Source organism: Collinsella sp. SGI.241, assembly GCF_050312955.1.
In the GTDB taxonomy this organism is placed as follows: domain Bacteria; phylum Actinomycetota; class Coriobacteriia; order Coriobacteriales; family Coriobacteriaceae; genus Collinsella.
On the sequence record NZ_JBNPKM010000001.1, the window covers coordinates 45,243 to 61,994 of the forward strand.

The following is a 16,752-nucleotide window of genomic DNA, read 5'->3' on the forward strand; positions in this document are numbered from 1 at the left end:
TGCGGGCGCAGCCGCAGACACACGAGATAGGAGCCTCTTTTGAAGCTCATCATCGCCGAGAAAAACGACGCCGCGCGTCAGATTGCCGAGCGTCTTTCCACGGGCAAGCCCAAAAAGGACAAGGTGTACAACACCCCCATCTACCGTTTTGAGTGGAAGGGCGAGGAGTGCGTGACAATCGGCCTTGCCGGTCACATCCTTGCGCCCGATTTTTGCGACAGCGTGCTGTTCGATAAAAAGCTGGGTTGGTATTCGGTCACCGAGGACGGCGAGATGCTGCCGGCCGACATACCCGATGGCCTGGCGCGTCCGCCCTATGACACCAAGCGCAAACCGTTCCTTGCCGACGGTATCTCCATCAAAGGCTGGAAGCTCGAGAGCCTGCCCTACCTTACCTGGGCGCCCGTTATCAAGCTGCCGGCCGAGAAAGAACTCATTCGCTCGCTCAAGAACCTTGCCAAGAAGTCCGACAGCGTCATCATCGCCACGGACTTCGATCGCGAGGGCGAGCTGATTGGTTCGGACGCCCTCAACAAGGTGCGCGAGGTTGCGCCCGACTTGCCGGTTGCCCGCGCCCAGTATTCTTCGTTTACCAAGGCCGAGATCACGCAGGCCTTTGATAACCTCGTCTCGCTCGACCAGAACCTGGCCGATGCCGGCGAGAGCCGTCAGCACATCGACCTCATTTGGGGTGCGGTGCTCACGCGCTACCTGACGCTCGCCAAGTTTGGCGGCTTTGGCAACGTGCGTTCTGCCGGCCGCGTGCAGACCCCGACGCTCGCCTTGGTGGTCGAGCGCGAGCGCGAGCGCATGGCGTTTGTGCCCGAGGACTACTGGCAGATTCGCGGCATGGCTGCCGCGCAGGCTGCTACCGAGGACGATTGCTTTAAGATCGCGCACAAGACGGCGCGCTTTACCGACAAGGATGCTGCTGAGACGGCGTACGGTCACGTTGACGGTGCCAAGACGGCAACCGTTGCCGCGGTGACCAAGCGCTCGCGCAAGCAGCAGCCGCCCACGCCGTTTGCGACCACCTCGCTGCAGGCTGCCGCTGCGGCCGAGGGCATCTCGCCCGCACGCACCATGCGCATCGCCGAGTCCCTCTACATGGCGGGTCTTATCAGCTATCCGCGTGTCGACAACACCGTGTACCCCGCGACGCTCGATCTGGGCGCCGTGGTGAGTGACCTGGCAAAGATCAACCCGGCGCTGGCGCCCGTGTGCAAAAAGGTGCTCGCCGGTCCCATGAAGCCCACGCGCGGCAAGGTCGAGACCACCGACCACCCGCCTATCTACCCCACGGGCGAGGGCGATCCGTCCACGCTCGACGGTGGCCAGCGCAAGCTCTACGACCTCATCGCTCGCCGCTTCTTGGCGACGCTTATGGGTCCCGCGACCATCGAGAACACCAAGCTCGAGCTCGACGTCAACGGCGAGCCGTTCGTGGCCTCGGGCGACGTGCTCGTGACCCCTGGCTTCCGCGAGGCCTATCCGTACGGCCTTAAGCGCGACGAGCAGATGCCGCCGCTGGAGCAGGGCGATACGGTCGACGTGTTCGACATTAAGCTCGAGGCCAAGCAGACCGAGCCGCCCGCGCGCTACAGCCAGGGCAAGCTCGTGCAGGAGATGGAGAAGCGCGGCCTGGGTACCAAGTCCACGCGCGCGAGCATCATCGAGCGCCTGTACGCCGTGCGCTACCTCAAAAACGATCCCGTTGAGCCGAGCCAGCTGGGCATTGCCATCATCGACGCGCTGACGCAGTTTGCCCCGCGCATCACGAGCCCCGATATGACCAGCGAGCTCGACGGCGACATGACCCGCGTGGAGCGCGGCGAAGATACCGAAGAGCATGTCGTGACGCACTCGCGCGCGCTGCTGGCCGGCGTGCTCGATGAGCTGCTCAAGCATACGCAGGAGCTGGGCGACGCCATCAGCGATGCCGTCACGGCCGATGCGCGCGTGGGCGCCTGCCCCAAGTGCGGCAAGGATCTGGTTATGAAGACGAGCGCCAAGACCCGCGGCAGCTTTATCGGCTGCATGGGCTGGCCCGACTGCGACGTGACCTATCCGGTGCCGAGCGGCGTCAAGGTGAGCCCGCTCGAGGGCGAGGCCGCCGTGTGCTCCGAATGCGGCGCGCCGCGCATTAAGTGCCAGCCGTTCCGCCAGAAGGCTTTCGAGATCTGCGTGAACCCCACGTGCCCCACCAACTACGAACCCGACCTTAAGGTGGGCGAGTGCAAGGTGTGTGCCGAGGCCGGACGCCATGGCGATCTGATTGCGCACAAGAGCGAGAAGAGCGGCAAGCGCTTTATCCGCTGCACCAACTATGACGATTGCGGCGTGAGCTATCCGCTGCCGGCGCGCGGTAAGCTCGAGGCGACGGGTGAGACCTGCCCCGAGTGCGGCGCTCCCATCGTGGTGGTCAACACGGCGCGCGGTCCGTGGCGCATCTGCGTCAACATGGACTGCCCGACCAAGGAGAAGAAGCCCGCCCGCGGCCGCAAGACGACGACCAAGGCGAGTACGGCGAAGAAGACCACGGCGAAGAAGACCACGGCGAAAAAGATGACTGCCAAGAAGGCTGCCGCGAAAAAGACGACCACAAAGAAGGCGGCCGCCAGCAAGTAACGGCGCAGCCGAAACATTGCCCAAAACAAAAGCGGGCGAGGGTCCCATGATCCTCGCCCGTTTTTTGTTCGGCAGTTCGGCAGTTGGGGGCGTTCCTTTTCTGCCGGCAGTGTAGGAACGTCCCTAACTGCCAGCTCGGGAACGACAAAACGCTAGTTCACCTCGACGGGTTTGGCGCTGGGATAGCGGTCCTCAAAGTCCAAGCGATACTTGTTGCTGCTGGTTCCCGGCTCGTTGTCGCGTGCCAGCGGCGCCACGATTTCGTCCTTATGGTCCGAGGGCTTTGCGTACTTTAGACTGATCTCCCAGGCATCGCAGATCGCGTCGATGCGGTGATCCAGGTCGTCATACAGGGCAATGATGTCTTTCCAGGAGTGGTAGTTCTTGGAGCTCATGGGGACGTCCAGGTCCTCGACGATATCGTAATACTGCTCGATGGTCTCCTCCGTGCGCTCGGCGACGTCGGCGAGATTTTGACGGGTGGTGCGATCTTCTTCCAGATAGCTACCATTGAAGGCCTGCGCGCAGGCGCGGACCTGGCTATCGAGGTCCTCGAGCAGGTCGTAGTATTCGCTCAGGCGACGGTAGAGGTTCTGCTCGGAGAGGGTTGCTTCGCCGCCAGCCTCGTCCTCGTCGTCATCGTCATCGTCGTAAAGGCTATTGGGGTCGCCGAGAGGCTTGAGGTCATCATCGTCAACATCGTGGTGCAGCTTGGTAACCTCGGCAGTCGTCTGCGTGGCGGAGTTGTCGAACGGTTTGATCACAAAGAAGATGACCAGGGCGATGATGATTGCCACCAGCGCAACGATAACGGCGACAAGCGCCCCGGTGCCGATCTTTTTGGGAGCGGGGGTCTGTGGCGAAGCAGGCGCGTATGCGGGAGCCGGCTGCTGTTGGGACGAGCCGCTCGCGACGGGTATGCACTGCGTGGTCTCGACGGCCGCGGGGCTTGCGGCGGGGTCGGGGCGATAAGCGAGGGGATCGTCCGTCTTGGCTTGCGGCGTATCAAGGGGCCCGGTCTGCTCAAAAGCGGGCTGGCTATCGCTCGCGGCTGTTTGCTCAACGGGTGCACCGCACGAGGTGCAGAACTTGGCATTATCTGCAAGAAGCTTGCCGCACGAGGCGCAATACCGAGACATTGCCACTCCTTTCGCCACATTTCAATGCCATACGACGATTATACCAAGCATCCAAAATTCCCCATCATAAGTTGCGGTGAAATAGGGGCTGTTTGGCGGTCTTAGAGCTTCAATCAGTCCCTATTTCACCGCAACTTTGGAAAGGCACCTTTAGTCATTGGGGACGTTCTTAAACGACCAGTCATTTAAGAACGTCCCCAATGACTAGGTTGGATTTGGGGTGCGCCTGCCCCTGGGGTATCATGATTTGGTTGATATATCTGCATTTACGCGCCTTGTAGGAAGGGACTGCGCCCATGGCTTTTGAGCCCGATCAACATAGCTTTATCACGCTCGAGGGCGTCGATGGTGCCGGTAAGTCCACGCAGGCGCGCCTGCTGGCCCGTGCGCTCGAGCTCGCTGGCTACCAGGTCGTGACCCTGCGTGAGCCGGGTGGTACCGCCATTAGTGAAAAGATCCGTGCCCTGCTGCTCGACCCCGCCAATACGGCGATGGGGGATACCTGCGAGCTGCTGCTCTACGAGGCCGCACGCGCCCAGCTGGTGCACGAGGTCATAGCTCCCGCCCTTGCGGCCGGCAAGGTGGTCCTGTGTGACCGCTTCTATGATTCCACGACCTGCTACCAGGCGTTTGCCGACGGCCTCGATCGCCAGATGGTACGCGACGCCAACAACCTTGCTGTCGCGGGGACGCACCCGGCGCTCACGCTCGTCTATCACATCACGCCCGAGCAGGCGGCGCTGCGCATGTCCGCCCGTGGTGCGGTCGACCGCATGGAGGCCAAGGGCATGGCGTTCCAGGAGCGCGTTTACCAGGGATTTAGTGCCATTGCCGCCGAGGAGCCAGATCGCGTGAAGCTCATCGACGCCACCGCTTCCATCGAGGACGTCTTCGCGCAGACGGTCGAGCAGGTTCGCGCGTACGGTCTCGACATTTCCCAGGACGCCGTCACCGCCACGCTTGCCCAGGAGGCCGAGTAACATGGCCCCCGCTCAGGCAAGCCTGCTGGCCAAGCTCGACACCCAAGAGCGCGTACGCGATTTTTTGACCAACGCCGTCGCCAGCGGCCGCGCATCGCACGCCTACCTGTTTTTGGGCGCTCCCGGTGCCGGCAAGCTCGATGCCGCCTGGGCGCTCGCCCAAGCCTTCCTGTGCGAGCAGGACGGCTGCGGCTCATGCGATAGTTGTGTGCGTGTCGCCCGCCATACGCACCCCGACGTGCACTATTACACGCCCGAGAGCGCCACGGGCTACCTCATCGCCCAGACCCGCGAGCTGCTCGACGACGTGCCGCTGGCGCCCATCCGTGCCAAGGCCAAGGTCTACATCATCGACCGTGCCGAGCAGCTGCGCGCCAACACCGCCAACGCACTGCTCAAGACGCTCGAGGAGCCGCCCGAGGGCGTTATGTTTATCTTGCTGGGCACCTCGGCAGACGTGATGTTGCCCACCATCGTGAGCCGCTGCCAGTGCGTGCCGTTTCGGCTGGTGTCGCCCGCCGTGGCCACGAAGGCCGTGAGCCGCGCGACGGGCCAGGATCTCGCACGCTGTCGCATGGCGGTCGCCGTGGCGGGGAGCCCCACGCGCGGCATCGAGTTCCTTAAGAGCGCCGAGCGTCAGGATGCTCGCCGCCAGATGATCCGCGCCATCGATTCGCTCATCGCCGCCGACGAGGCCGATGTACTCAGCCGCGCCAAGTCGCTCATCGTCGCCGTTAAGGCTCCGCTCGCCGAGGTCAAGTCCACGCAGGAAAAGGTGCTCGAGCAAAACGCCGATTATCTGTCGCGTGGAGCATTGAAGCAGCTTGAGGACCGCAACAAGCGCGAACTCAACGCGCGCGAGCGTTCGGGTATCATGGAAGCGCTGGCGAGCGCGCGGACGCTCATGCGCGACGTGCTGCTGACGCTTCAGGATGAGGCGGCAGACATTGTGAACGAGGACGTGCGCGACACGATCGGGCGGCTTGCCGCCGCGACGAATGTTGCGGGTGCCACCCGGGCGCTCGAGGCGGTCGCGACCGCCGAGCGCAACATTGCCAGAAACGTTACTCCCCAGCTGGCCATCGAGGTCATGCTGTTCGATATCAGGAAGGCACTGAAATGCCGTTAGTCGTACCCGTTAAGTTTACCTACGCCTCGCGCGACCTGTGGTTTGACCCGCAGGATCTGGATATCCTCGAGGCCGATTATGCCATTTGCTCCACCGAGCGCGGAACCGAGATCGGCCTGGTCACGGCCGATCCCTTCGAGGTGCCGCAAGACGAGATCGGTCAGCCGCTCAAGCCCGTGCTGCGTGTGGCGAGCGATATCGACCTGCAGCTTGCCGACGACCTAGCCATCCAGGGCGATGAGGCCATGGTCGATTTCCGCCGTCTGGTCAAAGATCTCGACCTCGAGATGAAGCCGGTGGGTGTCGAATACCTGTTTGGCGGCGAGAAAGCCGTGTTCTACTTTGCGGCCGAGGAGCGCGTCGATTTTCGTCAGCTCGTCAAGGACCTGTCCTCGACGCTGCACATTCGCGTTGACATGCGCCAGATTGGCGTGCGCGACGAGACCCGCTTGGTGGGCGGCTATGCCCAATGCGGACAGGAGCTCTGCTGCACGCGCTTTGGCGGACAGTTTGAGCCCGTCTCGATTCGCATGGCAAAAGAGCAGGACCTGCCGCTCAATTCGTCTAAGATCAGCGGCGTGTGCGGCCGCCTGATGTGCTGCCTGCGCTATGAGTTCGAGGCGTACAAGGACTTTAAGAGCCGTGCGCCCAAAAAGAAGACGCTCATCGATACGCCGCTCGGCAAGGCGCGTATTCAGGAATATGACACGCCGCGTGAGCAGCTGGTGCTGCGCCTGGAGAACGGTAAAGTCTTTAAGGTCAACCTGGCCGATATGACGTGCTCGGAGGGCTGCAAAAAGAAGGCCGCCGAGCAGGGCTGCAGCTGCCGCCCCGACTGCGTGACGCGCGATGTGCTCGAGCGCATCGAGTCGCCCGAGATGCGCCTGGCGCTCATGGAGCTCGATCGCGAGAACGGCGTCGACGTGGGCGATGGCCTGTCGAGTGCCGACCGTCTGGCCGGCACGTCGATGCCCAAGCGCCGTCGTCGCGATGCCGAATCCGATGCTTGTGCCAGTCAGGGCCAGGGCGAGGGTCGTGGCCGCGGAAAGGGCCGCGGCAAGGCCGAGGCGCCCGAGGCCGAGGAGGCGGCCGGCGGCCGTCGTCGCCGCAAGCGCGCGGCGTCCGTCGACAACGGCGAGACCGCGGGCAAGAACGCCTCTCGCGAGCGCGAGGCTCAGCAGCCCCAGCAGCAAAACCGCGGCGGCGGCATGAACCCCACGCGCCGTCGTCGCCGCCACCTGTCGAGCGAGGAGCGCGAGGATGCCTTCCGCGCCGCAGCCGCTCGCGAGGCCGGTGCCGCTCCCAAGGGCGCCTCGGCCTCCGACGCGCCTGCCGACAAGGCTGGCAGGCCACGTGGCGAGGAGGAGCGCGCGCCGCGTCCGCGCCGTCGCCATTCCTCGGGCACGCAGCAGAAACCCTCGGTTCCTTCTGTGGCCGATCAGGTTTCGGATGGTGAAGTCAAGGTCACGCGCCGTCGCCCCGGCGATGGCGGAGGAGCTGCCGCCAAGGCTTCGCGCGGCGGTGCTCGCGACGAGCGCGAACCGCGTGAGGATCGCAGCGGCGAGGGTTCGGCCGACCAGTGTCAGAAGCGCCGCCGCCGTCGCCGTTCCCGCAAGCCGCGCCAGGATGGTGGCGAAGGCTCGACCCACACCTCGTCCGCACCGCAACCGCCTGCCGGCGAATAGCGCCCGCAAGCGGATTCGACTTGTCTGATCCCAAGTGCAACGGGGTATCATGGCACTGAATCGACAACCCTCCCTTCGCCCAAGCGCAGGGAGGGTTTTGTCATAAATAACTGTCTGAATGGTTTGAGCCGCTTACGGAGTGCCGGCATCTTGCCGTTTGCGGATGAATTGCTACCGTTTGCCGAGCGCGCGGCGCATGAGGCGCTCGAGGTTCTTTCGCCCACGCGATGCGCCGGTTGCGAGCGTGCCGGTGCGCTTATTTGTCGGGAGTGCCTGGCGTCGCTCACGCTTGTCGATCCGCGCCACAGCTGCACGAGGTGCGGCGCTCCGTTTGGAGACCTGCTGTGTACCGAGTGCTCGGTCGAGGGTGCGTCTTCGGCGGTGGCCAAGGCCCTCGATCGCTGCCTGGCGTGCGCTGTCTATGCACATCCGTTGCCGCGCATCATCAAGGCATACAAGGATGCGGGCGAGCGCCGTCTGGCACCGTATCTGGCGGAGCTGCTCTACGACACCGCCTTGCATGCCCAGGTAGCAGCACCCGACCGTTACGGCGGCGTGCTGTCCGGTGCCGACGCGGTGGTATTTGTGCCCGCGACTGCGGCGGCGTTTCGGCGGCGTGGATTTGATCACATGGAAGCAATCGCGCGCTCGTTTTGCGATCTTTCGGGCGTGCCATTGCTGGACGCCTTGGTCAAATACGGTCATGGCGACCAGCGCGAACTCGGTCGCGCCGAGCGCCGGGAACATGCCCGGGACATGTACGAGACGGTCGAGGATGTACGTGGCTGCCGTCTGCTGCTCATCGACGATGTCATTACCACGGGCGCGACAATGGCAGCGGCCTCGGCGGAGCTTAAGCGCGCCGGCGCCAAAGCCGTCGATGGCCTCGCTATCGCACGCGTTTGGTAGGGGTGGTTTTGTGGCAGTGAAGATTGCGCGGCGCGTCGAGCCGGCAGGCGAGCAACTGGCAGCCTCTGTAATCCTGACCGGCGCCTCGGCGCTACGCATGATGCGCGCCGAGCGCCGGCAGATGGGCTACATCGGCTGGAAGGACCTTGAGCCCGAGGAGGAGCGCCGCGTGCTGTACGCATCGTCTCCCTCGGCCGAGGACATCTATCTTCCCGACCTGGTGCGAATTGGAGCCAAAAGCGGCGAGGTGCAAGAAGATCTGTGCCTGCTGGTGGGGTCGGCGAAGCAGCGCCGCCGCATGCCTGGCGTGGGCTGGTCCGTGTGTTCCGGGTTGCCTGCCGGATCGATTCTAGAGGTGGAACCGGGGGTGTACAGCCTATCTCCCGAGGCCCTTTGTGTTGCCGTCGCCCGCGAGGTCGGCTGTATCCAGGCGTTTGCCCTGGCCCAGGAACTGTGTTCCAAGATTTCACTGAGCGATCGCGGGAAGTATCTACCTCCCTATACCTCGCCTGTTGCGAATAGACTTGCAAAGGACAAGGACCAACCGGCAGACGTGGGCTACTTTGAAGTCGAGCCGGTGCTGACGTCCGATCGCCTGACAGATTACCTCGCGGCATGCAAGGGGAATGTGGCCAAACAGCTGCTGCGCCTGTGTCCCTATCTGTCGGAAAACCTGCGCTCACCCATGGAGTGCATCATGCTTGCCCTGTTTTCGCTTCCGTTTCCCTATGGCGGATTTGCTTGCGGTCCCTTTAAGACCGACTACAAGATCGAGTTCGATGACCGCGCGCAGGCAATCTCGGGGATGCCGCATGCAGTTTGCGATGCGTATCAGGAAGCAGCCCGGTTTGACCTTGAATACAACGGTGAGCTGGGTCATTCCTCTCGAAGGGGACGTGTCCATGATGAAAAACGCAACACGGGCTTGATTACTATGGGAATCGAGGTCGCGACGGTCAATAACGAGATGCTCTGCGACATGGAGGCAATGGAGGCACTCGCATGGCGCATCCACCAGCGTATGCGAAAGCGGTACCGGAATCGTGTCGATGCCCGCAGGAAGAAGCAAGAGGCGTTGCTTAACACGCTGCGGGCGTGTTTTGGGCTTAAGCCGGTATAATTCGCGTCGAAAATAGGGGGGTTAATCATATGCCCTGGCCAAAAAATGGCAAATATGAGTACTGTCACTAAATCAGTAACAGCAAAATCAAAGAATTTAGGACTCGGAGCCGGCGTAAAGAAAGAAGATAATAAACAAATGTAGAATAACTAAGCATCAGATTGGCGACGCTAAGCGCAAAATCTGTCCGAGAGGCCAAAATTGCCTGTTACAAAATTGGTAACAGTACTCATATTTGCCATTTTTTGGCCACGGCGCCCTGAGATGGGTGCCCCGGAGCTCCCCGTAGGGGAGCTCCGGGCTTCATGGGGGCACGAATGGTCCGCTCCGACCTGCGAAATCTGTACTCGCGGTGCGAATGACGACCTAACCTTAAACTTTAGCTTGAACTTAGCTATAATGCGCTACGTTCCCGCCAGGCTGTGGTTGCGGACGGGCAATGCGCCCATCCAAGTCCAAGACAGACGCGGTCAAAGGGATCCACGTAAGCGACCGCGTGCGCGCGGCGCGATCATGGCGCGTCCTAGATGTAAGCCGCACCGTCCGTTCTACTTTCTTTGGGGCAATACCGCCTCGCGGGCGAGCGGGCCAGTCGTGAAGGTGGCTGCGGCCTCCCGAGCAAACGCCCCGGTGCGCAAGTGTGGGGTCAAATACCAGGTCAGCTGGTGGGAACAACCCGATATTCCGTGCAGGGCACGGATCGTATACGACACAGAAGGCAGGGTAGCGGACATGGTGAGGGGCAGCTTGATGCATGCAGCTCGGTTGGGTGCTGGGACCGCGGCGGTCATTGCCGTTTTGGGCCTGAGTGGGTGCGCGTTCAATCCACTGTCCACGTTCACGACGCCCACGATCGACCAGATCGAGCGCGAGACCGTTACCCCCACGGTATCGGACGATGCCCTGGTCACGCCGGGAACCCTGACGGTCGCCCTCGATACTTCCGATGCCCCGCAAGCCATGCAGGATGCCGACGGAAACCTCACGGGCTATGCGGTCGATTCCGCTCGCGCCCTCGCATGCCGCATGGGTCTCAAGGTCGCCTTTGTCGATGCGTCCTCGGCCGATTCCGCGCTCAGCGATAAAAAGGCCGATATCTTCATTGGCGACGTCAGCTCTACGGACGGCGATATCAGCTCGCTTGGCACCTGTCTGTACGACGCCCCCGCCGTATTCGGCAAGAGCACTGACGGCGAGTCGTTGAGCGTTTCCACCGAAACGCTTAACACCGCTACCCTGGGCGTTCAGACCTTCTCGGCCTCGCAGGAAGCGCTCGCCAAACAGGGCATCACGGCCAACCAAAAGACCTTCTCCAACATCAACGAGTGCTTCGAGGCACTCGAGTCGGGCGAGGTCGATTACGTGATCTGTGATTCCACGGCCGGTGGTTACCTCGCGCGCCTGATGAGCCAGATCTCCTGTGTCGGCACGCTCGAGACGCCCTCCACGCTTGGCGTCGCAGGCCTTAGCTCTAACGATGAGCTGTGCCGTGCCGTGGGCGATGCCCTCGACGACATCACGGTCGACGGCACGCTCGAGGCGGTCCACTGCGTCTGGTACGGCCAAATGCCCTATGACCTTACCGCCAAGACTGTTTCGGGGGCCAATGTGCAGGCATCCGAATCCACGTCCAACGAGACCGAGTCCTCCGATGGCGACACCTCCGATAACAACGGCGACAGCCCGTCGTCTAGCCAGGAGGGCGCCATCACCGACGATGACATCAACAAGCTCAATAGCTAGTTATTGGTAGGGGTGGCGCCTGCCATACATTGAACAAGGTGCTTCTTCACGATTTCAACACGCATGGCCGGGTCTCCCCCATAGGGGAGCCCGGCTTTTCAATTTTGATAAAACCAGCAGCTCAAGGGCAATTTCCAGGAGAAAAACCAACTCCGCCGACGCCCTCATATAGCGCACTTTGCCGCGGAAAAGTGCGAGACTTCGGTATGCGGTATCAAGCAGTCGTTATTCGGGCCTTTGGGAATTCGGGTGATTAAATGCACGGCAATGGGTACATAGCCAGTACAGTAAGTCCCCGAGGCAGATTGGAGCCACGTATGGATATCAAGGTTTCTGGACGCAAGACGACGGTAACCGATGCTCTGCGTGCGCATGTGGACGAGAAGATCGGCGAGGCGCTCAAGGTTTTCGATATCGAGCCCATGACAGTCGACGTCGTGCTTCGTTATGAGAAGAACCCCTCGAACCCCAACCCGGCAATCGTCGAGGTCACGGTTCGTGCCCGCGGCTCTGTGATTCGCGTCGCCGAGCACGGCGCAGATATGTATGCCGCCATCGATCTCTCCGCCGATAAGGTCACCCGCCAGCTGCGCAAGTTCAAGACCAAGGTTGTGGACAACCGCCAGGGCGGTGCCAGCGCCGCGGATGTCGCACCGGTCGAGCGCGTCGAGGATCTGGCCGACCTGCTGCTGCCCGAGGAGGACGACGACCTGCTCGTCCGCGAGAAGGTCATCGATGTCACCCCGATGACTGAGGAGCAGGCGCTGGTGCAGACCGATCTGCTCGGCCACGACTTCTACGTGTTCGAGAACGCGACGACTGGCCTCATCAATGTGGTGTATCACCGTAAGAATGGTGGATATGGCATCATCAAGCCCCGCATCGAAACACTTGACGAGTAAAATACGTTAACTTGCATGAGTTAACGGTTGGCGGCCATCCCATGCGGGTGGCCGCCTTTTTTACGTAAGGAGTCGCTTTGATGGACAAGGCCGCATCCGCCGGTCATTCGGACCGTTGCCGTATCGTCGTCGATACCTGCTGCGACTTTAACCCCGAGGTCGCCGCGAACCTCGATGTCGATATCTTGGGCTTCCCTTTCATTATCGATGGCAAGGAGCGCACGGACGACATCTGGTCGAGCATGAGCCCTAAGGAGTTCTACGACCGTATGCGCGCCGGTGCCCGCGTGTCCACCTCGGCTGTGTCGCTCGGTCGCTATATCGAGTTCTTTACCGAGTGCGCCAAAGAGGGCACGCCCACGGTTTACCTGTGCTTTACCTCGGCGCTGTCGTCGAGCTACAACTCTGCGTGCCAGGCGGCAGATGCCGTGCGCGCCGAGTATCCCAACTTTGAGCTCTACGTGGTCGACAACGCCCTGCCCTGCGCGACCGGCGAGCTCCTGGCGCTTGAGGCCGTGCGCCAGCGTTCGGCGGGACTGACTGCCAAGCAGCTGGTCGATTGGGCAAACGAGGCCAAGACCTACGTGCACGGCTACTTTACGCTCGAGAGCTTCGATGCGCTGGCTGCCGGCGGCCGCATTCCGCCCGCGGCGGCGCAGCTCACGGCAAAGCTCGACGTCAAGCCCGAGCTCTCCTACGACCTTGCCGGCTCGCTGTCGCTGATCGGCGTCAACCGCGGCCGCAAGAAGGCGCTCAAGTCCATCCTCAAGTCGTTCCGCGAGAACTACGTGCCCGATCGCACCATGCCCATCGCCATCATGACGGCCGATGCCGAAAAGGACGGTGACTGGCTCGAAGCCGCCATCCGCAAGGAGGAGGGCTGCGCCGACGTCACGATCATTCGCAGCTCCGTGGGCCCCACCATCGGCTCGCACGTGGGCCCCGGCATGGTGGCCTGCGCGTTTTGGGGCAAGAACCGCACCGACAAGGCGTCGCTTTCCGACCGCATCGCCCGCCGCGTGCGCGGCCAGTAGACAAGCGCTGCGTCCGTAATCGCCCTCGACTCACAGCCCAAACGCTGGCAACGAGTATTCAACCTGGTAATAACACCCAACCCAAAAGGAAAGGTTTCATGGCAAACAAGCTCTCTGTCGCATTTATCGGCACCGGAATCATGGGTGCCCCTATCGCCGGCCACATTCTGGACGCTGGCTATCCCGTCACGGTCAACAACCGCACCAAGTCCAAGGCTAGAGCGCTTGTTGAGCGCGGTGCCGTCTGGGCCGATACGCCGGCAGATGCCGCGGCGAACGCCGACGTCGTCTTTACCATGGTGGGCTATCCCTCCGAGGTCGAGGAGCTCTACCTGGCGGGCGACGGTCTGCTCGCGTGCACTAAGCCCGGTGCGGTCCTGATCGACCTCACCACGAGCTCGCCCGAGCTGGCGCGCGACATTGCCGAGGCCGCCCAGGTTTCCGGCCGCATGGCGTTTGACTGCCCCGTCACCGGCGGCGAGTCGGGTGCTATCGCCGGCACGCTTACGGCTATCGTGGGCGCTACCGAGAACGACATTGCCCCGGTCCGCGATATCCTTTCCACCTTTGCGGCAACCATCTGCTGCTTCGACGGCGCCGGCAAGGGCCAGGCTGCCAAGCTTGCCAACCAGGTGTCGCTGGGCGCCTGCATGGTCGGCATGGCCGATGCGCTGGCGTTTGCCGAGCTGAGCGGCCTTGATATGGAGAAGACCCGTCAGATGATCCTGGGTGGCACCGGCAAGTCCGGTGCCATGGAGAGCTTGGCGCCCAAGGCGCTCGACGGCGACTACAAGCCCGGTTTTATGGTGGAGCACTTCATCAAGGACCTGCGCTTGGCGCTCGCCTATGCCGACGACCGCGAGCTTGCGCTGCCCGGCGCCGACGTGGCCTTTACGCTCTATGACATGCTCGACGCTATCGGTGGTGCCAAGCTGGGTACCCAGGCCATCAATGTCCTCTATAAGGAGGAGGCCGACGCCATTGCCGCCGGTCTGGACTGGTCGCAGTATCGTCCCGAGGAGCATGGTGCTCACGAGGAAGGCTGTGGTTGCGGCGAGCATGGCGACGACCACGAGTGCGGTTGTGGCCACCACCATGGCGAGGACCACGAGTGCTGCGGCGGCCACGGCCATGACGACGGCCACGAGTGCTGCTGCGGCCACCATCACGAGGAGTAGCGCCCATGAGCTGGACGTTCGTGGTGCTTGCACTAGTGCTCTTTCTCTTTGCGATCTACATTGGCTTTTTGTGCGGCCAGTGGGCGTGCGAAAAGCGCGTCATCACCAAGCGCGACTACTGGATTGCCAACTTTGCAGGGGCGGCGGCAGTCGTCCTGCTGACCTGGGTGTTCTCGCTGTTCCCGCTGGTGCAGTTTGCGCCGATCGGCTGGCTTGGCGGCTTTATCGCCGGCCTTAAGATGAGCTTTGGCGAGTCCGTTGGTCCGTGGCGCAAGCACGATGAGGTCTTTAACGTCAACCAGGCTCATCGCGCCGCCGCCGACGCAGGAGACGCCGAGGAGCGCCGCCGCGCGCGTCACAATGGCGCGGCTGACCGACAGCTCATCTCGGTCACCGATGACAGCAAGGGTGCTGGCAGGCACACTAAGAAATAGTAAGAAGAGGTAACTATGGCAGAAAACAAAGACGAACAGCTCACCGACGAGGAGCTGGCACAGCTTCAGCTGGCAGAGGAGAACGAGAACACCGTCGACCGCTTGGTCCAGGAGCTCGGCTGCCCCACGCGCCGTATCCGCCAGTTTGCCGCCCGCGTGCTGCACCTGCTTGCCGAGCGCGACCCGCAGCGCGTCGTGCCCTGCGTGCCCGCGCTGATCGAGGCGCTCGACCGGCCCGAGGCTCAGACTCGCTGGGAGGCCCTCGATGCCCTGGCGGCGCTCGCCACCACCTGCCCCGACCAGCTGGGCGATGCCTTTGAGGGCGCCGAGACCGCACTGTTTGACGAGATTTCCTCCACGCTGCGCTATGCCGCCTTCCGCCTGCTGTGCGTGTGGGGTGCCACGAGCGTCGAGCGTTCGCGCGAGGCTTGGCCCATCCTGGACGAGGCCATCCAGTGCTACCACGGTGACCTCGAGTATCGCGATATGCTCGGCTGCCTGTACGAGTTTGGCAAAGGCGAGATCGATGCCGAGATCGCCGAGAAGCTTGCGCTGCGCCTTAAGTTCGATGCCGAGAACGGCAAGGGCAGCTATCTCAAGGCCCGTTCGAGCGAGATTTGCGAAATGCTTGTTAAACGTTTTGGCCTGGATCTCTCCAAAAAGAAGAAGCGTGCTAGCGTTAAAAAATCTGACGACGCCGAAGACGAGGAGTAACAGATTATGGCGCACGATGTAGTCCTGATTCCCGGTGACGGGATCGGTCCCGAGATTACGCAGGCCATGCGCCGCGTGGTCGAGGCCGCCGGTGTCCAGATCAATTGGAACGTCCAGGAGGCCGGTGCCGGCGTCATGGACGAGTTTGGCACGCCGCTGCCCCAGCATGTGCTCGATGCCGTCGCCCAGACCAAAGTTGCCATCAAGGGCCCCATCACCACGCCGGTCGGTACGGGGTTCCGCAGCGTCAACGTTGCCCTGCGTAAGCACTTCGATCTGTACGCCTGCGTGCGCCCCTGCCTGTCGCAACCGGGCGATGGCTCGCGCTTCCGCGATGTCGACCTGGTTATCGTGCGCGAGAACACCGAGGACCTCTACGCTGGTATTGAGTTCGACGAAGGCGCTGCCGAGGTCGAGGAGCTTTCACAGCTTGTCGAGCGCTCGGGTCAGAAAACCTTCGCCGCGGATTCCGCCATCTCGATCAAGCCCATCTCCATCGCCAAGAGCCGCCGTATTGTGGAGTACGCCTTTGAGTATGCTCGCCGCTGCGGCCGCAAAAAGGTGACGGCCGTGCATAAGGCCAACATCATGAAGGCGACTGACGGCCTGTTCCTGCGCGTGGCTCGCGAGGTGGCTGCCAACTATCCCGATATCGAGTTCAACGACAAGATCGTCGACGCCACCTGCATGGGTCTGGTTCAGAACCCCAACGACTTCGATGTTCTAGTCCTGCCCAATTTGTATGGCGATATCGTCAGCGACTTGTGCGCCGGTCTTGTGGGCGGCCTTGGCATGGCCCCCGGCTCCAATATCGGAGCCGACTGCGCCATCTTTGAGGCCACGCATGGCTCCGCGCCCGATATCGCTGGCCAGGATATCGCTAACCCCACGGCCGAGATTCTGTCTGCCGCCATGATGCTCGATCACCTGGGCGAGAACGATGCTGCCAATCACATTCGCGCCGCCGTATCTGCCACGCTCGACGAGGGCGAGCAGGTTACCGGTGACGTGCGTCGTGCCCAGACCGGCTCCATTGAGGGCGCCGTGGGCACGCAGGCCTTTGCCGATGCCGTTATCGCGCATCTTGCCTAAGGGGATACGGCTTCAAACGCCTAAGCGGTACTTATACGTTTGCGGATAACCTGAGAATGAATACG

At 62.4% G+C, this 16,752-nt stretch carries 14 protein-coding genes; 13 read left to right on the forward strand and 1 reads right to left on the reverse strand.

The window, feature by feature from the left end; all coding sequences use genetic code 11:
• Positions 1–39: 39 nt before the first annotated feature.
• A complete protein-coding gene (locus ACQQ92_RS00235; protein WP_427795473.1) occupies positions 40–2,628 on the forward strand; it encodes a DNA topoisomerase I in 2,589 nt (862 codons plus the stop codon).
• Between the two features lie 152 nt (positions 2,629–2,780).
• On the opposite strand, the gene ACQQ92_RS00240 is transcribed toward ACQQ92_RS00235, so the two are convergent.
• A complete protein-coding gene (locus ACQQ92_RS00240) occupies positions 2,781–3,767 on the reverse strand; it encodes a zinc-ribbon domain-containing protein (RefSeq protein ID WP_427795474.1) in 987 nt (328 codons plus the stop codon).
• A 296-nt stretch (positions 3,768–4,063) separates the two neighbouring features.
• On the opposite strand from ACQQ92_RS00240, the gene tmk reads away from it, so the two are divergent.
• The 12 genes from tmk (at position 4,064) to ACQQ92_RS00300 (ending at position 16,687) form a co-directional block, all read left to right on the forward strand.
• Positions 4,064–4,747, forward strand: coding sequence for a dTMP kinase (gene tmk / locus ACQQ92_RS00245; RefSeq protein WP_427795475.1), 684 nt, complete (start codon positions 4,064–4,066; stop codon positions 4,745–4,747).
• Between the two features lies 1 nt (position 4,748).
• Positions 4,749–5,876: an ATP-binding protein gene (locus ACQQ92_RS00250; protein ID WP_427794013.1), complete on the forward strand. Its 1,128-nt coding sequence runs from the start codon at positions 4,749–4,751 to the stop codon at positions 5,874–5,876.
• Positions 5,867–7,561, forward strand: a complete 1,695-nt coding sequence (locus tag ACQQ92_RS00255) for a PSP1 domain-containing protein (protein ID WP_427795476.1) — start codon at positions 5,867–5,869, stop codon at positions 7,559–7,561. The genes ACQQ92_RS00250 and ACQQ92_RS00255 overlap by 10 nt, the downstream gene beginning before the upstream one ends.
• Positions 7,562–7,711: 150 nt before the next feature.
• Positions 7,712–8,470 carry a ComF family protein gene (locus tag ACQQ92_RS00260; protein WP_427795477.1) on the forward strand — a complete coding sequence of 253 codons (759 nt, stop codon included), beginning with the start codon at positions 7,712–7,714 and terminating at the stop codon, positions 8,468–8,470.
• Between the two features lie 10 nt (positions 8,471–8,480).
• A complete protein-coding gene (locus tag ACQQ92_RS00265; RefSeq protein ID WP_427795478.1) occupies positions 8,481–9,590 on the forward strand; it encodes a hypothetical protein in 1,110 nt (369 codons plus the stop codon).
• Between the two features lie 750 nt (positions 9,591–10,340).
• Complete coding sequence (locus tag ACQQ92_RS00270) at positions 10,341–11,333, forward strand: substrate-binding periplasmic protein (RefSeq protein WP_427794017.1); 993 nt, start codon at positions 10,341–10,343, stop codon at positions 11,331–11,333.
• A 317-nt stretch (positions 11,334–11,650) separates the two neighbouring features.
• On the forward strand, positions 11,651–12,235 hold the full coding sequence (hpf, locus tag ACQQ92_RS00275) for a ribosome hibernation-promoting factor, HPF/YfiA family (RefSeq protein ID WP_055285508.1): 585 nt from the start codon (positions 11,651–11,653) through the stop codon (positions 12,233–12,235).
• Positions 12,236–12,315: 80 nt separating this feature from the next.
• Entirely contained in the window at positions 12,316–13,269 is a 954-nt protein-coding gene (locus tag ACQQ92_RS00280) for a DegV family protein (RefSeq protein ID WP_427794010.1), read from the forward strand.
• A gap of 98 nt (positions 13,270–13,367) precedes the next feature.
• Complete coding sequence (locus ACQQ92_RS00285; protein ID WP_427795479.1) at positions 13,368–14,447, forward strand: NAD(P)-binding domain-containing protein; 1,080 nt, start codon at positions 13,368–13,370, stop codon at positions 14,445–14,447.
• A 5-nt stretch (positions 14,448–14,452) separates the two neighbouring features.
• Positions 14,453–14,881, forward strand: a complete 429-nt coding sequence (locus tag ACQQ92_RS00290; protein ID WP_427795480.1) for a hypothetical protein — start codon at positions 14,453–14,455, stop codon at positions 14,879–14,881.
• 15 nt (positions 14,882–14,896) lie between these two features.
• On the forward strand, positions 14,897–15,595 hold the full coding sequence (locus tag ACQQ92_RS00295) for a hypothetical protein (RefSeq protein ID WP_427718960.1): 699 nt from the start codon (positions 14,897–14,899) through the stop codon (positions 15,593–15,595).
• A gap of 6 nt (positions 15,596–15,601) precedes the next feature.
• Positions 15,602–16,687, forward strand: a complete 1,086-nt coding sequence (locus ACQQ92_RS00300; RefSeq protein WP_427795481.1) for an isocitrate/isopropylmalate dehydrogenase family protein — start codon at positions 15,602–15,604, stop codon at positions 16,685–16,687.
• Positions 16,688–16,752 lie beyond the last annotated feature (65 nt).

Coding starts and splice junctions, on each gene's coding strand:
- tmk (WP_427795475.1), top strand. CDS start 4,064: ATGGCTTTTGAGCCCGATCAACATAGCTTTATCACGCTCGAGGGCGTC.
- ACQQ92_RS00300 (WP_427795481.1), top strand. CDS start 15,602: ATGGCGCACGATGTAGTCCTGATTCCCGGTGACGGGATCGGTCCCGAG.
- ACQQ92_RS00280 (WP_427794010.1), top strand. CDS start 12,316: ATGGACAAGGCCGCATCCGCCGGTCATTCGGACCGTTGCCGTATCGTC.
- ACQQ92_RS00290 (WP_427795480.1), top strand. CDS start 14,453: ATGAGCTGGACGTTCGTGGTGCTTGCACTAGTGCTCTTTCTCTTTGCG.
- ACQQ92_RS00250 (WP_427794013.1), top strand. CDS start 4,749: ATGGCCCCCGCTCAGGCAAGCCTGCTGGCCAAGCTCGACACCCAAGAG.
- ACQQ92_RS00240 (WP_427795474.1), bottom strand. CDS start 3,767: ATGTCTCGGTATTGCGCCTCGTGCGGCAAGCTTCTTGCAGATAATGCC.
- ACQQ92_RS00255 (WP_427795476.1), top strand. CDS start 5,867: ATGCCGTTAGTCGTACCCGTTAAGTTTACCTACGCCTCGCGCGACCTG.
- ACQQ92_RS00270 (WP_427794017.1), top strand. CDS start 10,341: ATGCATGCAGCTCGGTTGGGTGCTGGGACCGCGGCGGTCATTGCCGTT.
- ACQQ92_RS00285 (WP_427795479.1), top strand. CDS start 13,368: ATGGCAAACAAGCTCTCTGTCGCATTTATCGGCACCGGAATCATGGGT.
- hpf (WP_055285508.1), top strand. CDS start 11,651: ATGGATATCAAGGTTTCTGGACGCAAGACGACGGTAACCGATGCTCTG.
- ACQQ92_RS00295 (WP_427718960.1), top strand. CDS start 14,897: ATGGCAGAAAACAAAGACGAACAGCTCACCGACGAGGAGCTGGCACAG.